The sequence below is a fragment of the Bacillus sp. OV322 genome (assembly GCF_900112495.1).
In the GTDB taxonomy this organism is placed as follows: Bacteria; Bacillota; Bacilli; order Bacillales; family DSM-1321; genus Peribacillus.
Map to the genome: position 1 here is coordinate 202,665 of NZ_FOMA01000004.1, position 20,617 is coordinate 223,281.

Annotated in this window: 21 protein-coding genes; 3 read left to right on the plus strand and 18 right to left on the minus strand. The window is 42.1% G+C overall.

Annotation, left to right across the window (positions count from 1 at the left end; all coding sequences use genetic code 11):
- Nucleotides 1–114: 114 nt before the first annotated feature.
- From mreD to BM126_RS11360, 18 genes are all read right to left on the minus strand, one after another.
- On the minus strand, nt 115–633 hold the full coding sequence (gene mreD, locus BM126_RS11275) for a rod shape-determining protein MreD (protein ID WP_090989603.1): 519 nt from the start codon (nt 631–633) through the stop codon (nt 115–117).
- Nucleotides 634–1,479 carry a rod shape-determining protein MreC gene (gene mreC, locus BM126_RS11280; RefSeq protein ID WP_071350067.1) on the minus strand — a complete coding sequence of 282 codons (846 nt, stop codon included), beginning with the start codon at nt 1,477–1,479 and terminating at the stop codon, nt 634–636.
- A 169-nt stretch (nt 1,480–1,648) separates the two neighbouring features.
- Nucleotides 1,649–2,674 (minus strand): rod shape-determining protein, encoded by a 1,026-nt coding sequence (locus BM126_RS11285; protein ID WP_090989604.1) that lies wholly within the window; start codon nt 2,672–2,674, stop codon nt 1,649–1,651.
- Between the two features lie 147 nt (nt 2,675–2,821).
- Complete coding sequence (radC, locus tag BM126_RS11290; RefSeq protein WP_090989605.1) at nt 2,822–3,505, minus strand: RadC family protein; 684 nt, start codon at nt 3,503–3,505, stop codon at nt 2,822–2,824.
- 61 nt (nt 3,506–3,566) lie between these two features.
- Entirely contained in the window at nt 3,567–4,139 is a 573-nt protein-coding gene (locus BM126_RS11295) for a Maf family protein (protein WP_090989606.1), read from the minus strand.
- Nucleotides 4,140–4,377: 238 nt separating this feature from the next.
- Nucleotides 4,378–5,352, minus strand: a complete 975-nt coding sequence (locus BM126_RS11300) for an SPOR domain-containing protein (protein ID WP_177201404.1) — start codon at nt 5,350–5,352, stop codon at nt 4,378–4,380.
- A gap of 105 nt (nt 5,353–5,457) precedes the next feature.
- On the minus strand, nt 5,458–5,928 hold the full coding sequence (locus BM126_RS11305; RefSeq protein ID WP_090989608.1) for a prepilin-type N-terminal cleavage/methylation domain-containing protein: 471 nt from the start codon (nt 5,926–5,928) through the stop codon (nt 5,458–5,460).
- Entirely contained in the window at nt 5,925–6,785 is an 861-nt protein-coding gene (locus BM126_RS11310) for a hypothetical protein (RefSeq protein ID WP_090989609.1), read from the minus strand. Before BM126_RS11310 ends, BM126_RS11305 begins: the two co-directional genes overlap by 4 nt.
- A complete protein-coding gene (locus tag BM126_RS11315) occupies nt 6,782–7,453 on the minus strand; it encodes a hypothetical protein (protein WP_090989610.1) in 672 nt (223 codons plus the stop codon). Before BM126_RS11315 ends, BM126_RS11310 begins: the two co-directional genes overlap by 4 nt.
- A complete protein-coding gene (gene pilM, locus BM126_RS11320) occupies nt 7,453–8,451 on the minus strand; it encodes a type IV pilus biogenesis protein PilM (RefSeq protein WP_090989611.1) in 999 nt (332 codons plus the stop codon). Before pilM ends, BM126_RS11315 begins: the two co-directional genes overlap by 1 nt.
- A gap of 24 nt (nt 8,452–8,475) precedes the next feature.
- Nucleotides 8,476–9,234, minus strand: a complete 759-nt coding sequence (locus BM126_RS11325) for a prepilin peptidase (RefSeq protein ID WP_090989612.1) — start codon at nt 9,232–9,234, stop codon at nt 8,476–8,478.
- A 75-nt stretch (nt 9,235–9,309) separates the two neighbouring features.
- Nucleotides 9,310–9,756 carry a type II secretion system protein gene (locus tag BM126_RS11330; RefSeq protein WP_090989613.1) on the minus strand — a complete coding sequence of 149 codons (447 nt, stop codon included), beginning with the start codon at nt 9,754–9,756 and terminating at the stop codon, nt 9,310–9,312.
- 107 nt (nt 9,757–9,863) lie between these two features.
- A complete protein-coding gene (locus tag BM126_RS11335) occupies nt 9,864–11,072 on the minus strand; it encodes a type II secretion system F family protein (protein ID WP_090989614.1) in 1,209 nt (402 codons plus the stop codon).
- Nucleotides 11,073–12,113 carry a type IV pilus twitching motility protein PilT gene (locus tag BM126_RS11340; RefSeq protein ID WP_090989615.1) on the minus strand — a complete coding sequence of 347 codons (1,041 nt, stop codon included), beginning with the start codon at nt 12,111–12,113 and terminating at the stop codon, nt 11,073–11,075.
- 9 nt (nt 12,114–12,122) lie between these two features.
- Nucleotides 12,123–13,784, minus strand: coding sequence for a GspE/PulE family protein (locus BM126_RS11345; RefSeq protein ID WP_090989616.1), 1,662 nt, complete (start codon nt 13,782–13,784; stop codon nt 12,123–12,125).
- A complete protein-coding gene (locus BM126_RS11350) occupies nt 13,781–15,286 on the minus strand; it encodes a G5 domain-containing protein (protein ID WP_177201405.1) in 1,506 nt (501 codons plus the stop codon). Before BM126_RS11350 ends, BM126_RS11345 begins: the two co-directional genes overlap by 4 nt.
- A gap of 19 nt (nt 15,287–15,305) precedes the next feature.
- A complete protein-coding gene (locus BM126_RS11355; RefSeq protein ID WP_090989618.1) occupies nt 15,306–16,025 on the minus strand; it encodes a PRC-barrel domain-containing protein in 720 nt (239 codons plus the stop codon).
- 34 nt (nt 16,026–16,059) lie between these two features.
- Nucleotides 16,060–17,874 carry a hypothetical protein gene (locus tag BM126_RS11360; RefSeq protein ID WP_090989619.1) on the minus strand — a complete coding sequence of 605 codons (1,815 nt, stop codon included), beginning with the start codon at nt 17,872–17,874 and terminating at the stop codon, nt 16,060–16,062.
- Nucleotides 17,875–18,044: 170 nt separating this feature from the next.
- Between BM126_RS11360 and BM126_RS11365 the strand changes: the two genes are divergently transcribed.
- The 3 genes from BM126_RS11365 to BM126_RS11375 are packed head-to-tail and all read left to right on the plus strand — an operon-like array spanning nt 18,045 to nt 20,579.
- A complete protein-coding gene (locus tag BM126_RS11365; RefSeq protein ID WP_090989620.1) occupies nt 18,045–18,509 on the plus strand; it encodes a type II secretion system protein in 465 nt (154 codons plus the stop codon).
- Entirely contained in the window at nt 18,493–18,975 is a 483-nt protein-coding gene (locus BM126_RS11370) for a PulJ/GspJ family protein (protein WP_090989621.1), read from the plus strand. Before BM126_RS11365 ends, BM126_RS11370 begins: the two co-directional genes overlap by 17 nt.
- The gene (locus tag BM126_RS11375) at nt 18,975–20,579 is read left to right on the plus strand and encodes a hypothetical protein (RefSeq protein ID WP_090989622.1); all 1,605 of its coding nucleotides are present in this window, start codon (nt 18,975–18,977) and stop codon (nt 20,577–20,579) included. Before BM126_RS11370 ends, BM126_RS11375 begins: the two co-directional genes overlap by 1 nt.
- The last annotated feature ends 38 nt before the right edge of the window (nt 20,580–20,617 follow it).

The following is a 20,617-nucleotide window of genomic DNA, read 5'->3' on the forward strand; positions in this document are numbered from 1 at the left end:
GCCTGTTTCACCTCAATGAAGTATAATTCGACATGCCCGGATAAATTTCCTTTTTCTAAGTATATTGAAAATTAAAGGCCCAAGCCCTGCTCAAGCAGCAGGGAGGAACTGGTCCTATTCTATTTCTTCGTCCAGCTTCAGCTTTTCAACCATTGCTTTAAGCGGCAGTGAGAAGATGATCAGGAAAATCAGATTGAGCAGCAAGGTCGGCCATAATCTGACAGAAACAAATTCGCTGAAGCCCATTTTTGTAAAATGAATCAAAAAGTTAATTTCATAATCGACAAATTCCAGTACTGCCACTGAAAAAATCGTCACAAAAATAGTAATGATCAAATTCGCCTGAAGCACTTTCATCGCCTTGCTGATCAGGTAGGCTAGAGCAGGGAGTGTATACATGTAAACTCCCAATATCTCAGTATACACCACATCATAGGCAAGTCCCATGAAAAATGCGTAAATCATACCCATTCTTCTTGAACCGTAAATTGTCAGGAAAGCAATGAAAATCAAGATAAAACGGGGAACGAAAATTTTTTCGCTCCCAAAAACATGCCCGGCAAACAAATTGGCCAGCAAACTCTCAAATATAAAAAAAACCAGGGCTGCAAGGGGAAGGATAAAACGTTTCACTTATTCAGCCCCCCGCACATCTCTTTTTAAAACCATGACATTATTAATATCATAAAAGTCCGTTGAAGGCTCGATATATGCAGTCTGGTTCAATCCATATTGGTCGATCTTTACATCGACGACTTTCCCGATCAGCTGTCCGCTCGGGAACACGCCGCCAAATCCGGATGTGATAACATTCGAATTCTTCTTGATTTTCTTATCATATGGTATCCGCTTCATGAGAAGCAGATCGCGTTTATTATCATAGCCTTCTATTACGCCATACGCATCTTTGTCACCCTGGACAATGGCAGATATCCTGTTTTCGGGATCAATGGATGTCAAAAGCTGGACAGATGAAGTAAAGTTATTGGCACTTTTCACTTTACCGATGAGACCTTCAGCTGTAACGACCGCCATATCCTTCTCGACACCCTGCAGCTTTCCTTGGTTGATCGTGATCATTTCATGCCAGCGTGACGGATTGCGGCCAATGACAGTCGCCTGGATAGGCGAAAATTTCCGAAGATCATCTTCTTTCCCGATGATCTTACGAAGATCCTTATTTTCCTTTTCAAGCGCCTGGACCTCTGTTTTGATTTGCACATATTCGTCCAGACGTGATTTAAGCCTTTTGTTTTCGTCGTATGTATGCTGAAGATCGCTGACATTAGAGAATAATCCGGAAACCGCTGATACAGGTTTATCGAAAATATTCTCAAAGAATCCTGATGTATCCTTTAAAAACTGTTCCGGCCAGGTTAATTTGCTTCTTTCTCTTAACGAAAAGCCAATCAATGCCACGAGAATGATGATGCTTACAAGTAATAAAATGAGCCTTTTATTAAAGAAAAATTGTGGCATGGAAAATTTGCACCTCTATCGTTTTTCCGACTTTGCCCGTCAGCCAGCCTGCATTTTCAGATAGAAATAAAAAAACAGACAGCAGGGCAGCGTTCGTTTTTTCACAGGAAAATAAGCAATGCCAGCACAAGTCTGACATCACTGATTCCTTATTTATCAAGACTCAGGCTCAGTATCTGCTTGAATCCTTTGATTTTGTTTTAAATAAATGAATATGATCAAGGGCTTTTCCTGTTCCGATTGCCACACAGTCAAGCGGATTTTCTGCGATAAGTACCGGCATTTTCGTTTCTTCACTGATGACTTTATCCAAATTGCGAAGAAGAGCTCCTCCGCCAGTCAGGACGATGCCGCGGTCCATAATATCAGCTGCAAGCTCAGGAGGTGTTTTCTCCAGTGTGTTTTTCACAGAATCCACGATAGCATACACTGTATCGCGAAGTGCAGAAGAAATTTCCTTAGCCGTAATTTCAATCGTTTTCGGAAGTCCTGTCAAAAGATCGCGTCCGCGGATTTCCATGTTATCAATTCCGTCTATTTCACCTGCAGAACCGATTTCCATCTTAATGTTTTCTGCTGTGCGGTCTCCGATCATCAGGTTATAATTTTTGCGGATATAACTGATAATCGCATCATCCATTTCGTTCCCTGCAATACGGATGGACTGGCTTGTCACGATGCCGCCAAGTGAAATAATGGCAACCTCTGTCGTTCCGCCGCCGATATCCACTACCATGCTGCCTGTAGGCTCCCATACGGGAAGGTTTGCACCGATTGCAGCTGCAAACGGCTCTTCAATCGGATAGGCGTCACGTGCACCTGCCTGTCTTGTTGCATCAATGACTGCACGCTGCTCAACCGCTGTAATACCTGAAGGAACGCAGACCATGACATATGGCTTGCTGCCGAATACGCCTTTTTTCTGTGCTTCATTAATATAGTACTTCATCATAGTAGCCGTTGTTTCATAATCAGCAATAACGCCGTCCTTCATCGGGCGAAGGGCAACAACATTTCCGGGAGTACGTCCGATCATATTTTTCGCATCATTTCCGACAGCGACGATTTGCTTTGTATCTGTCTGCAAAGCCACGACGGAAGGTTCTCTTACAACAATGCCTTTACCTTTTACATAAACCAGCGTATTAGCTGTTCCTAAGTCGATTCCAAGATCTCTTGCACCAATTCCAAACATTGAAGTATCTCCCTTTCGTAAAACAATATACTTTTTTATAGTAAGATTATAGTTAACATTATTAATGGAAATAGTCTCTCTAAGACAAGAATTTCCTGCAAAAATCACAAACCATATTATAGCCTATCCTGGAGAATTTTGATAGTGTCATAAATAACCTTTTTCCTTTAAACTCACAAATTTCTGTTCTCCGATAATAATATGGTCCAGGATGTCGATCCCGATGATTTTCCCGCATTCAGACAATCTTTTTGTTACCTCAATATCTTCCCTGCTGGGAGCGGGGTCACCTGAAGGATGGTTATGGAGACAAATGATAGAGGCCGCCGAACGGCGGAAGGCTTCCTTGAATACCTCGCGCGGATGGACAATTGAGGCATTGAGGCTGCCTATGAAAACGGTTTGCTTATGGAGGACCTGATTTTTCGTATTCAGATACAGGCAAACGAAGTGTTCCTGAGAAAGGAAACGCATTTCGTCCATGCAGTAATTCGCACAGTCTTCCGGTGTGCGGATGACATAGCGGTCATGGTAGTTCAGCGAGCTTATTCTCCTGCCAAGTTCCACTGATGCAAGAATCTGAATGGCCTTTGCCGCTCCGATTCCCTTAATAGCCGTGATTTCTTCGATGGATGCATCCTTTAAAAGCCTCAACCCTTCAAAGGTGCTGATCAGCTTATTGGAAAGCTGCAGGACAGATTGATCCCTCGTCCCTGTTCTCAGCAAAAGAGCCAGCAGTTCCTGATTGGACAGGCTTCTTGGCCCTTCCTGCAAAAAGCGTTCACGTGGTCTTTCATCTTTCGGAAAATCTTTGATCAGCATTTTAGTCATAGCAATCCTGTCCTTCCTTTCTATTATGAGGGAAGATTGTCAGGAAATCGAAAAAAATGTTCTATGTTGTCAATTTTTTTTGAAAGGCTTTTAATTCTCTCGCCAGCCTTGAAACAGGCAATCCTACGACTGTGAAATAATCACCGTGTATTTCTTTGACCAGCAGAGAGCCAAATCCTTGGATCCCATAGCTGCCTGCCTTATCAAAAGGTTCTCCGCTGTCCAGATAATTTTCAATTTCATCATCTGACAGTTCCCAAAAAACGACTTCTGTGCTTTCTGAAAACACTGTGCTGCGAGTTCCATGCATGATGGCAACACCAGTATGCACGGTATGTGTGCTGCCGGACAAGCTTTGAAGCATACGCTTTGCGTCTTCCCGCCCAGTTGGTTTCCCGAGGATCTCGCCATTAAGGGAAACCACCGTATCAGAACCGATGATGCAATGATCATGATAATCCCCTGATATCTCGGCAGCTTTGCGATACGCCAGATCTTTCACAGCTTCAGCAGCTGAAGTGCCTGGCTCAATGGTTTCATCAATGTTAGAAGGTACACTTTGAAATGGAATCTGAAGAAAATTGAGAAGTTCTTTTCGACGCGGTGATGAAGAAGCTAAAATTAAATCTTTCATGGTGTACACCTTACCTTACAAAAGCATATTTAGGGAGATACATTTCCTATCGTATCAAATTCTTCATCATCTAACAATCTCTGACAAAAAAAGAATTCTAAACGATAAGAAATCTTTGCCGGCACAATCTGCTGCCAAACAAGTTTCCAACGTTTAGAATTCACCCGAATGTAATACTTTATGTCTATAATGGCAGAAGTTTTGTTATATTTCCCGGAAAATACGCATATCCCGACAATTAGCTTCCAGATGTTTTTTGGTACCCGGCTAAAAACGACAGCAATTTTCCCTGTGCCTGAAGAAGCTGGGAGGTTTGCCTGGAGGTTTCATATTGCTTCAGAAGTTCAGCAGCGGATAAAACATCACTCTTCATTTCGTCGGTGGCCGGATTCTTTGCCAGATTTTTGACGGCTGCGGTTTTCTTTGCCCATGTTTCACTGTTTGCTGCTGACTTATCACCAATCAGATTTTTAGAAGAAGAGCCAGACAGAAGATGATAGAGAGAAACCATCTCTTTTAGACCAGCTGCAGATGTGCTGTCCATTTTTTCAGATCCCTGCTTGATGTCTACTTCCTTCCAGAATACATCAGCTCCGTAGCTTTTTAAGAATAATGCCAGCTTCTTGCTTTCATCAAGGCTTTCTGCCGTTCCAAGAAAAAGATAATAGCCGTCCTTCCTTTTGAATATTTCTGATGGAATCTGTTTTTGGGCTACCCTTTGCTGAATGCCCTTTGCAGCTGCCTCACTTGAAAAAATCCCCCCCTGCACCAAATACGCCTTTAATTCAGGCAGTGCAGCGCTTGCCTTCCCGCTCACAGGAACTGCAGTACCCTGAATGGCCGGCTGTATGCTTTTGGCACCCTGATTTGCAGTAATCATTTTCAATACAATAAAACCAAGCAGCGAGCCGCAGAGTACTGCACAAATAATAGAAACCAGCGGGGCTTTCATCATAAAGCTTCTTTTAGTCTTCCCCCCGGGTTTATTATGATGGGAAAGGATCAGCGCTTTTCCTTCCTTCGTTTTTCCCGTAGTGATTTCATCATGATTTCCATAATCCTCAGGCAGGATCCATTCAAAGCTGTCCTCCGTTTTTTCCGCTGCCGCAGCAATTTCAGGACCGGGTAGATCGGACTCTCTATGGATGAATGATTTTTCTTTTCCGTTTATTTTTATCGTAATGCCTTTTCGCCTTTCATCAGTCTTGTCCATCTCTATCATCCCCCCTTCTCGTTCTTTTTTTCCATCCTATCATAGAGGCAAAAAAAAATAACAAGACTTTTGTCGTCTTGTTATCATTAGCGTTCGTCATATTTTTCAGGGGTTTTCTGTCACATCATCTGCGGACAGTCCAAGAAAGGGCAGCGCCTCTTTTGATGTGCTGCCTTTTTTGCCGCAAAGCTGCCGCTTTTCGCCAAGAAGGCAAACCGCTTTAGCTTTTGAATCTTCTACAGCAATAAAAGAAAGATTGGTGTCAGCATCCCAAAGACCGCCTGTATCAGGATCACGGATTTCATCCAGATAATCATGTTCTACCAGCTCTTTATAGGTGATTTTCTCAGGGATTGTTTCTTCTTGCATAACTTTATCCTTCAAATAAAACCCTGCAGCTTCTTTTGCAGATTGTGCATTTGAAACAAAGGCATTCGTTTTTGAATGCTGGATAATCCCCGCAATGGAAGGAACAGCAATTGCCGCTATGATTCCAAGAATTACGACGACAGCCAGCAGCTCAATCAGTGTCAGCCCCTTTTCATCCAGCATGCTGCCTTTTGCCGGATGTATCATGGCTGATTACCGGCAGAACTACTAGATGCTTCAGTACCCTCACCCGCAGAGTCAGGGAAATCATTGAAAGGATTTGCCTTTTCACTCGGCTGAGGTGATTCCATTTTCGGAGACTGATCTTGAAGATCCTTAAGACCTGGAGAATAATAGGCAGAAACAGTCAGTTCATAAACAATCGGCGCAGCTGCCTGGGTGACAGAAGAAATTTCCTTTGAACCTATAAACTTAAGATTTTCTATCCTTACTATTCTCTCCATGGACTCTAATGAAGCCAAAAATCGTTCCATACCAAAATAATCGGGAGACTGGGCCTTGATTACGACCGTTACTTTCTGGACGCCAGACGGAAGAATTTCGGTATCTGATCCCGTATTTGTACTTCCCGGCTGGGCAGCGGCCGTGTTAGCGGAATTGCTGGCTGCTGCATTTTTATTTTCTGATGAACTGGCTGCATCGCTGACTGCCTTTTCCTGCTGCTGGGATTGTGAAGGCGGTGCCTGTACTGCAGCTGTGCCAGTGGGGTCGGCTTCATCCTTAAATTCCATGTCCGTTATGAAGCTTTTAGAAACCACCTCGGCTTTTTCAAAATCCAGCATCAGCTGCTGAACAGAGGCTTTTACCGGAAGACGTTTTTGCAGCTCAGTGGTAGCTGCAAATGCTTCTTTTTTGGTTTGTACAGAATTCGTGCCCATCATTTCGAGCATCTTTTGCTGTGTGTTTAAATCATTTTGTGCAAGCTTTGTTTTTGAATCCAAAGGATAGATCCGCCAGAAGTACAATCCCACAAGCAGGAGAGAGCCGGCTAAAATGGCTGCAAACAGCAGAAATCCCTGTTTTTTGTTTAAACGAAGATTCACTTTGCAGCCCCTCCTTCATCAGACACGCTTTCAGTTTCCTCGGATACTTCTTTTTTAGCATATTCAGCATCCAGTTTAACTTCATAAACAACCAAATAACGCGGCAGGAAAGGGACATTCTCCATTGTTTGATCCTTCGCCGTTCCATCAGAATTCGTTTCATTGCTGACAGTGGTTTTTTCATCCTCTGGATTTTCAACTTTTAATGAGTTCATTTTTGCTTCTGACAGCATCTTTAACTTTGTCAGGTCGTTGAGATAATATGCCGCATCACTCGATGTATCGAATTGAACCGTAACCAAGATGGTTCCATCTTCTGTATAAGCAAACTCACGGAAAAATCCCCGTTCTGGAAGCTTGGAAATCAGCTTCTTCATCACTGGTACTGTTTTCACCGGGTATGTTTCTGCCCAGTCCACCATGCTTTTCATTTGCGATGCTGAATTGGCATCCTGGATTGTGATGGCCCTTTGCTGTTCTGCGGCTATCGTTTGTTTTGTTTGCTGAGTTTGGCTTTGGATGCTGTTCAAATTCTGCTCCTTCGCCTGGTGCTGAAAGTAAATTACAGTAGTGCCGATTGCCAGAAGAACAACAAACACAATGATAATCAATAAAAAGGCGAGACTCTTTGTTTCTCTTTTAGGAAGCAGGTTAATTTCTGCGAGCATCATCTCACCCCTTTAAGAGCGAGCCCTGCGGCCGCATAGTAGGAAGGAGCCAAAAGCCCGTTTTGTTCCGGATCATTTAACTCTCTGGAAAGCTTGATGACGGATGCTGCCACACGATTTTCAAGCCTTGAAATAATGTCATCAAGATACGGATGGTCGCCGCAGATTACGATTTCTGAAATATCCTCTTGTGCTTCATTTAAAGAGTATTTATAAAAATCCAGCACTCTTTCAATCTCTGTGAAGGAATCTTCAAAGGTTTGAAAGTACTGTTCTTTTTGTCCCCCATATACAAGCTCGGCATTTCCGAGGCGCGACATGCCTTGTTCCCAGTCATCTATATCTCCAGAGACCGGAATATGCCGCATGAAAATCGGCTTGTTATCAGCAAAAATGCTGGCATTCACCGTCAGCAAATCAAACTGAAGCAGCATGACAGCCCCTTTTTTCGCGCGGGCACGCTCATCCAGAAAGTAAAGCCGGTACAGTGCAAGTGCAGAGATGTCTGCAGCAATCGGCCTTAATTTACTTTCCTCAAGAAGTCCGCTATATTCGGAAACAATTTCTTCGGGAGCTGCAAAAAGCAGAATCTCGCGTTTTTCTTCTGATTCTCCCAGCACAACTGCATCAAATACAGGATCTTCAAACGGCAGGTGAATGCTTGTTCCAAGTTCAAGGTATAAATACCCTTCAATTTCGTCATCTTTGATATCCTTTGGAATGGATAGCTTGCGGATTACAACAAAAGGGTCCGGAACTAAAAACCGGACCTCCCGCTTTGATAGCTTCCATTCATCCAGACATTGCTCCAGGATATTCTGCAATGTCCCATAATCCATAATTTTTCCATCTTTGATGATTCCTGAAGGCAAATAATGTTCTCCGCACGCTGAAACGACCGGAGGATTAGTCTGTTTAAATTCAACAAAACGGATCGCATGGTCCTTCATAACAAGGTTGACGATCCGATTTTTACCGGTAAAAAAGGATAAAGACATGCAGAATACTCCTTACTATCAAATTCATGATGAAGTTAAAAATTGCAGATACCAGCTCAAGATGGCATCTCCATAAAAATAAGCTGTAAGTGTTCCAAATACAATGAAAGGGCCAAACGGGATCGGATTCTTCCTCTTAACCACTCCTGTCAGCAAACCGGCAATGCCGATTACGGCTCCGTAAAAGGTGGAGAAGATAAAAGCAAGAAGAACAAGCTTTAGCCCTAGAATGAAGCCCAGCAGGCCAAACAGCTTGATATCGCCGCCTCCCATTCCTCCCCTGCTGATAATTGCGATAAACAAAAGCAAACCAAATCCGCACACGGCCCCAAGCAGCGGGTCCCACCACGGATGCAGCGGAATGAATATGCGTATAAACAAAAAAACAACTGCAAAAAACAGCAGTATTTTATCAGGGATCAGCATATAGCGGATGTCACTTACAAAGATAATCATTAATAAAGAAATCAATGTCCAGGCCACAAACACTTCATATGTCCAGCCAAGCAATAACGGAGAAGCCGCAAACAGCATCCCTGTCAGGAACTCGACAATCGGATAAAGCGGAGAAATGCGCGACTTGCAGCCGCGGCATCTTCCCCCCTGAATCACATATGAAAGCACTGGCACCAATTCTATTGGCGTAAGCGTCCTGCCGCAGATCGGGCAGGCAGAACGCCGGTTAGCAAATGGTCTCTTGACCGGCACGCTCAGTCCTACTACGTTGTAGAAGGAACCGAGTATTGTGCCAAGTATGAAACATGCTAGCAGTAATAGAGTCATAGGTTATCCTTTGAGTTAAAATCTAATATTGTAGTAATTCTTTCACGAAGTTTTAGTATTAGCTTTAGTCTCATATTACGGCTTAGCTACCTCTGTAACCTTACTTCTAGTCATTTTTCCAGTTTTAGCAAAGACTCCTCTTGTACTATTAGTTAATGTGACCGTATAAGTATAGGCATTCCCACTTTTAGCTATTGCTACAAAAGAGCCAGTTTGAGAATAAGTACCGCCGTCAGGATCATCAATAGTATCGAGCAGGTTGTCATCGTACATATCTTTTAAAGTCAAGTTTTTCGATCCAGTAAAGGTATCATCAGTACTATGTGCAGAAACCCAGAGTTTAGCAGAGTTAATCATCTGCTGTGCATTTCCAGCATGTGCATCCTTCTTAGAGTTATCAATCAAGCCGCCGATGCTCGGAATGGCGATAGCTGCGATGATTCCAAGGATTACAACAACTGCCAAAAGCTCTATCAGGGTTAATCCCTTCTCGTTTTTAAGGTGCTTTTTAATAAAATTCATACATAATTCCTCCTATTTTCCTATTTTCCTACTTTTTTACTACTTATTCTACAATATACTATATTTTTCTAAAAAGAGATATTCATTTTTTGTCGGATAATGTGCTTCTATTTTCCTACTTGATTATAGATTTCGAACATTGGAACCATGATGGAAATGACGATGGTTCCTACGATTCCAGCGAGCACGACAATCATGATGGGCTCAATCAATGATTTTAATTGGTCCGTGCTGTTCTCTACTTCTTTTTCATAAAAGTCGGCTACCTTTGATAGCATGGCATCAAGCGCACCGGTTTGTTCACCGATGGCGATCATCTGTGTGACAAGGGGCGGAAAGGCCCAGTGATCCCTCATCGGATCTGTTAGAGATTGTCCCCTTTCAAGCGAATCGCGGGATTTTCGGATCACTCCGCCAATCACTTCGTTTTCCACCACCTGATCCACGATTGTCATGGCCTGAAGAATCGGCACAGAGCTTGTGAACAGTGAGCTTAGTGTCCTTGTCATCCTGGCCAGCACGGCTTTTTGCATCATCTTGCCGAAGATTGGGACCCTTAAAAAGAAATAATCATAATAATACTTGGTAGTTTTATTTTTCTTAATATAAATGATCAATATAGCCATCAGCACGAAGAATAAAATAATCAGGTACCAGGCCTTCTGCATGAACGCACTGCTGTTCAGCACAAATTGGGTAATCGGAGGCAGCTGTCCGCCAAAGTCCTTGAACATATCCGCAAATGTCGGCACCACTGATTTTAATAGGAAGATGACAACAAAAATCGCGATGAATGCCACAACAGTCGGATATGCCATGGCTGACTGGATTTTCTGGCGTGTGCTATGCTGCTTTTCATAATGATCGGCCAGGCGCTCCAGTGTTTCATCCATGTTTCCTCCTGCTTCCCCTGCCCTCACCATATTGATGAACATGGCCGTGAAGATGTTTTTGTGCTGAGAAGCCGCCTGTGACAGCGGATTTCCATCTCTAAGCTCTTGTTCAATGCTTTGCAGAGCCTTTCTTAAATGCTTGCTTTCGGTTTGTGAAGATAAGATATTAGTAGATTCCACTACTGAAACCCCTGCACGCAGCAAAGTGGAGAACTGGCGCAGATATATGACGAAATGCTGCAGCTTCACAGGATTTCCAATCGTAATTTCCCTTGTGAGGAAGGTTTCTGGAACAAGTGTCATCTCAACCACCCTGACTCCGTCATCCTTCAGTTTCTGGATGGCTTCGCGCTTTGACTGGGCTGTGATGATCCCTGATTTCTTGCCGCTTTTGTCGCGGCCTGTATATTTAAAGCGTGCCATTTACTCCACCTTATCCTGCAAAAATGAAAATGCACTTTCCTTTGAAATAACTCCTGCTGTCAAAAGCTCTTTGATATCACTATCCAATGTATGCATGCCCTGGGCCCGTGATGTTTGCATGATATTCACAATCTGATGGATTTTTTCGTTTCGAATCAGGTTGGCTACCGCTGAGTTGTTGACAAGTATTTCCGTTGCTGCTCTCCGTCCCTTTTTGTCCACTGTCGGGAACAGCCTCTGCGATACAATCGACACGAGCACGGAGGCAAGCTGAATCCTGACCTGCGCCTGCTGTGCAGGCTCGAAGACATCAATGATTCTATCAATCGTTGATGGAGCGCTTGAGGTATGGAGTGTGCCGAAAACAAGGTGACCCGTTTCTGCTGCCGTAATGGCCGTATGGATTGTTTCAAGATCCCTCATTTCGCCGACTAATATAACATCCGGATCCTGTCTCAGTGCCGCCCGCAGCCCATTGGCGAAGTTATTTGTATCAAAGCCGACCTCACGCTGGTCAATGATGCAGTTTTGATGCTTGTGCAAATATTCAATAGGATCTTCTAGTGTAATGATATGCTTCCTCATTGTATGGTTCATATATTGAATCATGGAGGCAAGCGTTGTTGATTTCCCGCTTCCAGTAGGCCCAGTCACAAGCACAAGCCCCTGCGGCTTCTCGGTAATCTTTTTTAACGTATCCGGAAGCTTCAGCTCTTCAATGGTCGGAATCCTTGTCGGGACAATCCTGATAGCCATGGCAATACAGGAGCGCTGAAAATAGGTGTTAATCCTGAACCTGGAGACACCGGGAATTCCGTAAGAAAAATCCAGCTCCCCTTTTTCCTTTAGCTGTTTCCACATATTCTCGGGAATGATGGACTTGGCCATTCCTTCCGTATCCTCTGGGCGCAGCTCTTCTTTGCCATACTTCTTTAGCTCGCCATTCAAGCGCATGATGGGCGGCACACCGACGGTAATATGGATATCTGAAGCCTTCAATTCAAAGCCGGCTCGAAGCAAATGATCAATCTTTGTATTCATCGGGCACCTCTATTCCAATGTGGCAACACGCAAAACTTCCTCTGTTGTCGTAAGGCCCTGTTTGACCTTGAGCAATCCATCATCAATCAGGAAGATCATTTTATTTTTTACGGCAAGCTCCCGAAGCCTTGTGAAGGATTCACCGTTCATGATTACCCTTCTCATTTCGTCATTGATGACCAGAACCTCATGAAGCGCAATCCTGCCTTTATATCCAGTCATATTGCAGGAAGAACAGCCGGAACCTCGTGTGATTTGCTCGATTTTCAAGCCGCGCTTAGCGAATATCTCCACTTCGCGTTTTGACGCAGGAACACTTTTCCCGCAGTCTCTGCATACCCTTCGCACCAAACGCTGTGACACGATGCCGCTTAGTGAGGATGCGACCAGAAAAGGCTCCACACCCATATCTGCAAGTCTCGTAATCGTGCTCAGTGAATCATTGGTATGGATCGTGCTCAGTACAAGGTGGCCTGTCAATGAAGCCCGTATCGCGACTTCCACCGTGTCTTTATCACGGATTTCCCCGACCATGATGATGTTGGGATCCTGCCGGAGAATGGACCGGAGACCTGCAGAAAACGTCATGCCTACGTTTGTATTCACCTGTATCTGATTAATTCCTTCAAGCTGGTACTCTACAGGATCCTCGATGGTAATGATGTTCACTTCTTCGGTGTTCAGCTTGTTCAGAGCTGCATACAAGGTGGAGGATTTACCTGATCCGGTAGGGCCTGTAATTAGCACGATTCCATTCGGCTGACTTATCATTCCTTCGAAACGCTGCAGATTCAGTCTGTTGAATCCGAGCTTTCCGATATCGTTTAATGAGCTTCCAAGATCCAGGATTCGAAGAACCATTTTTTCTCCATAAACGGTTGGAAGAGATGATACGCGCAAATCAATCGGATGAAACTCTAAATTGATTTTAATCCGCCCGTCCTGGGGAACGCGGTGTTCTGTAATATCCAGATTGGCCATGATCTTTATCCTGGCAATCAGCACATTTTGCATATTCTTCGGCAGTACTCTTTCTGTCCGCAGAACTCCGTCCACACGGTAACGGACTATCATTTTTGTTTCCTGCGGATCAATATGGATGTCACTTGCCTTCTGGGTGACAGCATTGGATAAAATCTGGTTAACAAGACGGACAACAGGAGAATCCTGTTCAGTTGTCTGCTCTTCCTCGCCGCTGTCTGAAGCGGTCAAGTCACCCATAAATTCTTCAAGGCCTTCGTCGCGGTCATAATATTTGGCTATTGTGCGCTGGATTTCATCTTTTGTCGCAATGGCCGTTTCGATTTGAAAGCCAGTGGACAGCCTGATGTCATCAATTGCATAAAAATCCATAGGATCTGCCATCGCAACAAACAGCTTATCCGCTTCACGCTTTAAGGGAATCAGCAGATTTCTTTTTGCAGTCTCCTTTGTAATCAGAGTGAACAGCTTGGTATCAAATGGATAGCGGTATAAACTGACATGCGGAATGCCAAGCTGGAATTCGAGAACCTCAATCAGCTGCTGCTCTGTTATAAACCCTTTTTGAAGAAGAACATCACCAAGACGCTGGCCTTTTGCTTTATCTTTTAATGCCGACTGAAGCTGTTCCTCTGTGATGAGTCCTGCTTCAGCCAATAGATCTCCAAGGCGCTTTCGGGTTTGTGTCATTTTTCTTCCCCGCTTTTTTCAGAATCACTATTAAAGACATCTTCTTTTTTTCTCTCAGAATCCGAACTGCTGTCTGGAGGCGTTTTAGAGCTTGCTCCAGATCCTTGTGGCAAGCCACTTTTCCAGTTGTTTTTATTTATTCCCATAGGGGGAATACCGGGATTCCAGGGATTCTGATTAGAAGAATCTGCTGGCGGAACACCATCCGTGCCCGTTTGAGGCACTGTATTTGGATCAGAGGGAACCATATTCGGATCTGCTGGCGGGACGGTATTTGGATCTGCCGCAGGAATTGTTCCATCACCCGCTGCAGGTACTGTAGTCCCCCCATCCGCAGGGATCACTGCCGGCTCAGCAAGGGCTGATACCTCCACCCTTTGTACAGGCGGATAAAAATCATCCGAGATTTGCTCGGTTTTTACAAGCTTGCCTGTTTCATTGAATATCTTCCTGACAACTTTCACTTCCAGGCCGTCCTTGCCCTGTTCTTTCACTGTTCTCTCGCCTGTAGACAGAAGGGCGCTGAATTGCTGTACGGTGCTTGGAGGGTATTTCTTTTTATCGGTTTCCAGGATGGAGTACTTGTTCAAAAATGCCTGCCCTTTTAATGTAACGATTAATGTATGATTTTTAATCAAAAAAAAGAGCGAGTAAGCTGTGTCATTCATGTTGGCCACGACTAAATCCATGTCATTTCCGTTATCTGCTCTTGCTTCATATCCGAGTCTTGCATATGAAGGCAGTTCTCTGCTGATATTGCGTTCAACAACGGCGAAGTTCGTCGGAAGAATAGCACGGTAAATTCCAGAAGCCACTCTGCTAAGCGCATCGCTGCTCAACTTCTCAGCTTTGGCATTCTTCAATGTGTTTAAAAGAGAAAATTGACTCTGGCCCTGTATTTCTGTTTTGCCAAGCCTTTTGACGATTTCTTTCAGCTCTTTTTCATCTTTTCCAGCCTTAATCTCCGCTTTTGTGATGACTTCATGCTCCTTTGAAGACCCTGAAACATAGTTTTCAAGATGAAAGGTATATGTTCCGCCCTCAAGCATAGCAGCACTGACTAAAAGATCCTGTGTAAGCTTGTCAAAGTCCAGCTTCTGGGAAGACAGGCTGATCGATGTGTCATATACGGCATCTTCGAGCTTGTTTTGATCTAGTTTCACAGCTGCAAGATTTTTCTGGCCGGACTTTAAACGGCCTATCGTTTCCTCATTTTGAAATTGAAAAATCGAGTTATCGATCTTCATATTTTTTTCTTTATAGGTAAAAGTAACACGGTTTTCACTTGTCCATTTCTTAACTGCCTGCTCAAGCTGAAGTGCGGCTTGCTGTGATGTTTTTTCAGAAACATTTAAACTGCCGATCTTTGTCCCCTGTTCCCATACATCTCCCTGATGCACAAAACGGTCAAACGCAAATGCGGCAAAATGGGAGAAACTGAAAATGTAGGCTGTTGATAAAATCAGCGTAAGAAATATTTTCATCATGGGCTGGTTTTTCACCTTATGCCCCTCCTTTACCTCACGCTCCAACATTCATCGAGAGTCCCACAAGGACACCCGGCCCTTCCTGCTGTGCTCTTTTAATATCTTCCTCTGTCAGGACTGAACCCTCTGTGAATAACACATTTCCTGCTTTATCGAGGATATCCTTCTGCAGCACTTTTCCCTGCAGAAGTTCGATTTGCTTTTCTCTCAGCTCATGGCTGATGGTCCCAGATTCATCACTTTCCTCTTCCGGATGGATCAGATGCAATGGATTTGTCAGAAAATGTGAAGCTGCATCTTCTGTCACTATCAAAATGTCCTTTCCAAATGTCAGAACTGTTTCTGATGGCAAAACAAATTCGTTTTCTTTCTGTTTCATCAGCATTCCGATAACCATTCCATTTTCTTCGTCTGTAAAGAATTCATTAACCGCTCCCAATAGCTCGCCTTTTCGTGTCATCACCTTTGCATCAGTGATTTTAATTTTTTTATTCACAAGCTGATTCGCAATCGGTATTTCATTCAAGTCAATAACAGAGCGCTCGCTTTCCACTGTCACTGCATATTCCCCAATGCCTATAACCTTCTTGAACGGAATTGCTTTGACGCTTACCTGCCATTCCTCATGTTCAATTGTCAGGAAATCAACAGAACCCTTCTCCGGATTAATAACAAGAGATTTAACTGTTCCAATTTCCTGTCCTTCTTTAATGCTGATGATAGGAAGTCCTAATATTTGTGCACTGGTTCTCATAGCCTTCACCTTACCTAATCTTCTTAGTTTGATATTATGCCTTGCAGTATCTATCCATTAAAAATTGCAGTTCTTCTTTGATGATGGAATGCTTTTCAAACTTTCTCTGTAATTCTATAATTTCATGTCTCAGCCTGTCCCAATCGCCTTTTTGGATATAGTGATTCACCAAAATGCTTGCGAACGTGTAATATTCAAGATCAGGAAGATCCGGGTTCAGGTGGCTTTTTACTAACTCTTCAAACTGGCTGCTGCTGTATGTGCTTCTCGCAAGTTCAATTTGATCTATCAGTGTTTGAAATATTTGCTGCTGAAGCTGTGTTGCAATGACATTTTCTTTTTGTACTTCTATATAAGAAGGTGTGATGTTGGAATTTACTGTCTCTTCCTCATCTGTATGGATGTAAATCGAATTATCTTCAGGCTCTTCGTTCATATCTGCCATTTCTTCAATGTGCGCAATTTCTTCTCTGACTTTTTTCACCGAATCTTCCCAGTGTGATAATTCTGCCTCTTCTGCAGTCTCAGAAATTGTTTCATTAGAATCAGGTAATTGTTTTTGTAAGTTATGCTCTTCAGTACTTTCTTCAAAGGAAATAAACTCTTCATCCGCATTCGTAACATAATCGCTTTCTATAACTATCTCAGAAGATTGGGATTCTTCTTCCAGCTCGTTAAGCTCTTCTAATTCTGGAAGTTGATTGTCTTCAAGCGGAACTTCAATCTCTAACGTTTCAGAATTCAATTCACTGTTGCTGTAAATATCGGCATCTTCTATCTCTTCATCCATAGGAACAATGACATATTCTTCACTTTCTAAAAGCTCAAGCCAATCATTTGCTGCGGTCTCAGCTTCTTCTTTTTCATGGTCATCCTTTGGAGATTCATCCCATCCGGAAATCTCTAACTCTTCTATACTTTCTCCCGGATTTTCGAGCAATAATTCATATTCCTCTGGAGATAGTCCTTTTACATTTTCCGCTTTTTCCAGAGAAATAGATTCCACTGAGTCCCCGTCTTGGAGCATCATTTCTATTTCGCTTAAATTCACGGCTGTTTCGGGTTCCATCACTTCTTCTGGTTCTGTTTTTTCCAGAGAAATAGTTTCCTCAGAGTCTCCGTCTTGAAGCATCATTTCTATTTCGCTTAAATTCACGGCTGTTTCGGGTTCTATCACTTCTTCTGGTTCTGCTTTTTCCAGAGAAATAGTTTCCTCAGAGTCTCCGTCTTGAAGCATCACTTCTATTTCGCTTAAATTCACGGCTGTTTCGGGTTCCTCGACTTCTTCTTTTACCTCGAGGTCATCCCATAAAAGCTCTCTTTGCTCGGAAAAAGAAGAATCCTCTTCAATTTCTGCTAGTTCTTTTTCTTCTATGCCTTCAGCTGAATCTATATCGTTGGCAGCTGCATATTGCTGTTCCACAAGAAGCTCTTCCGGTAATTCTGGACGATCCTGCTCCTGGACTTTTTCCTGAGTGTCCATTTCCGGATCTTTATCCCTAAATGCAGGTTTTTCACTTTCAATCACAAAAACATCGTTCATTTTGGTGATAGCACTTTTCGGCTCCCCTTCAGCATAGTAATAATCGTCATCTGCATCGTCTGCCGCAGTCAAAAAACGGTCAGACCTCTTACCGATCATATAAATCACACACAGAAACAAAAGCAAGGATATCAGCAAGCTCTCCCATAGCGGAAAGACCGACGTTGCAGCAAGCCCGACAAGCGAAATAAAAAGTGCTGAAACTGTTACGGTGGCTTTTCCCTTCCAGTTAATTCCGATAGGCAGGAAAATGATTACTGGAATCAGCAGAATAAGAGACAAAAGCGCAAACGCTATATTCTCCAATTCTTCACCCCTTTTCGATAGATTTCTCTATATTTTTCATATTTACACAATTATATCTATTTTTTCTAAAATCAACTATAAAGTATTGTATAATAAATATAGGTATTTTGAAAGATTTCTCATGTCGAAAAAATGTCAATTTATCTAATACTTTTGAAATAGGTGTCGAAATGAAAACGAAGCGAATTTTAGCGAATGATGGATTCACACTCATTGAACTCCTTGTTTCCCTAGTAATAATCAGCATTTTTTTGTTTACCATGGGCTCAGTTTTATCAAACAGCTTCAATTTCTCCAGCTCATCCGACAAAAAATTCGATTCTATTTATATAGGTAAAAATACCCTGCAATATTACCAGGACCAAAACTTCCCGGATATTAAGAACAAGGTTAGCACAAAAGAAACGGTTAATTTCACAAACATCATTCCTTCTTTAACGGAATCAGAAAAGGCAGATCTAAAAAACTACAATATTTATGCAGAATTCACAAAATACATAGACAACCCGGCTGATAGTACGGATAATAGCCTGCCAACTAAGCTCATTCTTATTAAAATTACTGTCGTTTCTCTGGAAAAAAAGCAAAAATCACAAACCTTCGAGGGGTATATAAAAGATGAAACAACACAATGAGGAAGGTCTTACCTTAATAGAAGTTTTGGTATCAACCGTCATTTTCTTGATCATCTCTTCTATGCTATATACCGTTTTTTTAACCACCATCTCTCAATCTAAAAAAGTTGCAGTCTCACATACATTAAGAAATGAGCTATCGGTTGTAACACAGAAGATGGATTTGGCTATGGAAAATATTGATTCAGTCACATTAGTCAGCCAAAATACAAACGGGGACTTTACTCTTCAATTGAATGATAAAGACCTAGGCATTAACGATCCTAAAGTCCTACTTGAAAAAAAGAGTGATGATTTATTTATTAATGGAATGAAAATTAATAGCGATGACACCACCTTAAAGGAAACTTCATTTGAATTAACTAATAATCTGAGACTTCATTTCATTCTTTCTAACAAAGTCCTATCAAAAGGCGAAAAAAGCATCGACATTGAAACCATTTACCGACTGGCAGGTGATAAGTGATGAAGAACTATTTTCAAAACCAAAAAGGATATGCGCTGGTTATCGTATTGCTTTTTATTGCGGTCGTTGCTATCGGTACAGTCACCATGTACAGCTATTCCGTCAATTCGCAGAAATTCATTAATACATCCAGTGCTTCCGTTCAGGATAAATTAAGGGCGGAAAGAATCATGGATGAAGCCATCATGAAAGTCCAGACAGGGCTGGAGGCTATTAATCCGACTCTTACTAATGCTTCTCCGATCATTGATAAAATAACTGCATTAATAAATAATGTAAATGCTTCTAGCGGCGGGAAATATAACATTGTCCAGACTGTTACAGAAGATGGTCAAAGAGAAGGCGTTTATAATGTCAACGCTACATTTACTGTATACGTTAATAAAAACGGAAAAAAACTGGTGAAAACGGTCGCATTATCCACTATTAAAGACATTTTTCAATATAGTGCCGTAAGTAATAGTGATTTCAAATTAAATGGTTCCGCCTATTTACAAGGTGATGTATTTACAAATGGCAATTTGTATTCCCTTAATTACGGAAAATTCCTATATGGAAAATATTCTTATGCACCAACCTCATTTCCGGCCATAGATGGGAAACTTACTGTTAAAGGCTCTATAAACGGCGGAACTATGAATGGCTTAAATCCTATATGGACCCCAGTGCCCAAGAACACTCAAAATTTACAAAGTATATTTTCATTGGCACCGGTCATTAAAGATAGAAATACAAGCTTTACACCAATCGCTGTCAGCAGCATAATAGTTCAAAAATCTGCTTATCCAGCTAACGGCAATAACTTTCCATACTATGGAAATACTTCTAGCTGGTTTTATAATTATCCTGTGACCTATAACACATCCGAAACGATAAGAGGAAATGCCCGTTATAATCCATTAGTGATAGGTAATAACGGAAACTTAACAATAAATGGCGATCTTATAGTAAATGGTTCTCTAACCATAACAGGTAACGGCAAGCTTACCGTTAATGGAAATATTTACGTATCAGAAAACGCAACTTTAAGCGGTACTCTAAACCTTGCTCAAAATAAATATATTTATATAAATAAAAAAGCAACCATAGAGAGTTTCACGCTAAACGGACAAATGTATGTAGGTCAAAATGTAGATATACAAGAAGACTTCAATACAAATGGTACTCTTTATGCTAAAACTGGAATTGAAGTTACGAATCTATCTAATAACAGTGGAGGAACTTTAGTATTAATTTGTGATGGGATGATAAAGGTTTCTAATAATAATCAGTTTGAGGATAATCCTAAGGAAATAAATGCCTATTTCTATTCCAATAGTTCACTTGAAATATATGGGGTAGGATCTAATTTAAAAATAAATGGCGGTGTCTATGGAAATCCTGTTGAATTAAACGCAATGAAAGGGAAAACAAGCACCAGTCAATTTAAAAATTCATTTGAAAACGGTGGTTTGTGGTTTGAAAATAACCAGCTTGGCCTTGAACCTTCTAAATCAAGGTTATCCATTATTTTTAAAAATGAAATGATTTATAACCCTCCAAACGGTATTCCTACTGTAGAGAAAATCTCCATGAAGGAAATCGAAAAACATTATACGAAGTAAACGACTTCTCAATCAAAAAAACATTGCCCTTTCGTTCC

Bases quoted from the DNA above. Each gene is read 5' to 3' on its own strand.
- BM126_RS11305 (WP_090989608.1), bottom strand. From the start codon at position 5,928: ATGATACATCCGGCAAAAGGCAGCATGCTGGATGAAAAGGGGCTGACA.
- mreC (WP_071350067.1), bottom strand. From the start codon at position 1,479: ATGCCACAATTTTTCTTTAATAAAAGGCTCATTTTATTACTTGTAAGC.
- BM126_RS11335 (WP_090989614.1), bottom strand. From the start codon at position 11,072: ATGGCACGCTTTAAATATACAGGCCGCGACAAAAGCGGCAAGAAATCA.
- radC (WP_090989605.1), bottom strand. From the start codon at position 3,505: ATGACTAAAATGCTGATCAAAGATTTTCCGAAAGATGAAAGACCACGT.
- BM126_RS11340 (WP_090989615.1), bottom strand. From the start codon at position 12,113: ATGAATACAAAGATTGATCATTTGCTTCGAGCCGGCTTTGAATTGAAG.
- BM126_RS11315 (WP_090989610.1), bottom strand. From the start codon at position 7,453: ATGCTCGCAGAAATTAACCTGCTTCCTAAAAGAGAAACAAAGAGTCTC.
- pilM (WP_090989611.1), bottom strand. From the start codon at position 8,451: ATGTCTTTATCCTTTTTTACCGGTAAAAATCGGATCGTCAACCTTGTT.
- BM126_RS11295 (WP_090989606.1), bottom strand. From the start codon at position 4,139: ATGAAAGATTTAATTTTAGCTTCTTCATCACCGCGTCGAAAAGAACTT.
- BM126_RS11285 (WP_090989604.1), bottom strand. From the start codon at position 2,674: ATGTTTGGAATTGGTGCAAGAGATCTTGGAATCGACTTAGGAACAGCT.
- BM126_RS11330 (WP_090989613.1), bottom strand. From the start codon at position 9,756: ATGAATTTTATTAAAAAGCACCTTAAAAACGAGAAGGGATTAACCCTG.
- BM126_RS11345 (WP_090989616.1), bottom strand. From the start codon at position 13,784: ATGACACAAACCCGAAAGCGCCTTGGAGATCTATTGGCTGAAGCAGGA.
- BM126_RS11375 (WP_090989622.1), top strand. From the start codon at position 18,975: ATGAAGAACTATTTTCAAAACCAAAAAGGATATGCGCTGGTTATCGTA.
- BM126_RS11300 (WP_177201404.1), bottom strand. From the start codon at position 5,352: ATGGACAAGACTGATGAAAGGCGAAAAGGCATTACGATAAAAATAAAC.
- BM126_RS11365 (WP_090989620.1), top strand. From the start codon at position 18,045: ATGAAAACGAAGCGAATTTTAGCGAATGATGGATTCACACTCATTGAA.
- BM126_RS11355 (WP_090989618.1), bottom strand. From the start codon at position 16,025: ATGAGAACCAGTGCACAAATATTAGGACTTCCTATCATCAGCATTAAA.
- BM126_RS11325 (WP_090989612.1), bottom strand. From the start codon at position 9,234: ATGACTCTATTACTGCTAGCATGTTTCATACTTGGCACAATACTCGGT.
- BM126_RS11370 (WP_090989621.1), top strand. From the start codon at position 18,493: ATGAAACAACACAATGAGGAAGGTCTTACCTTAATAGAAGTTTTGGTA.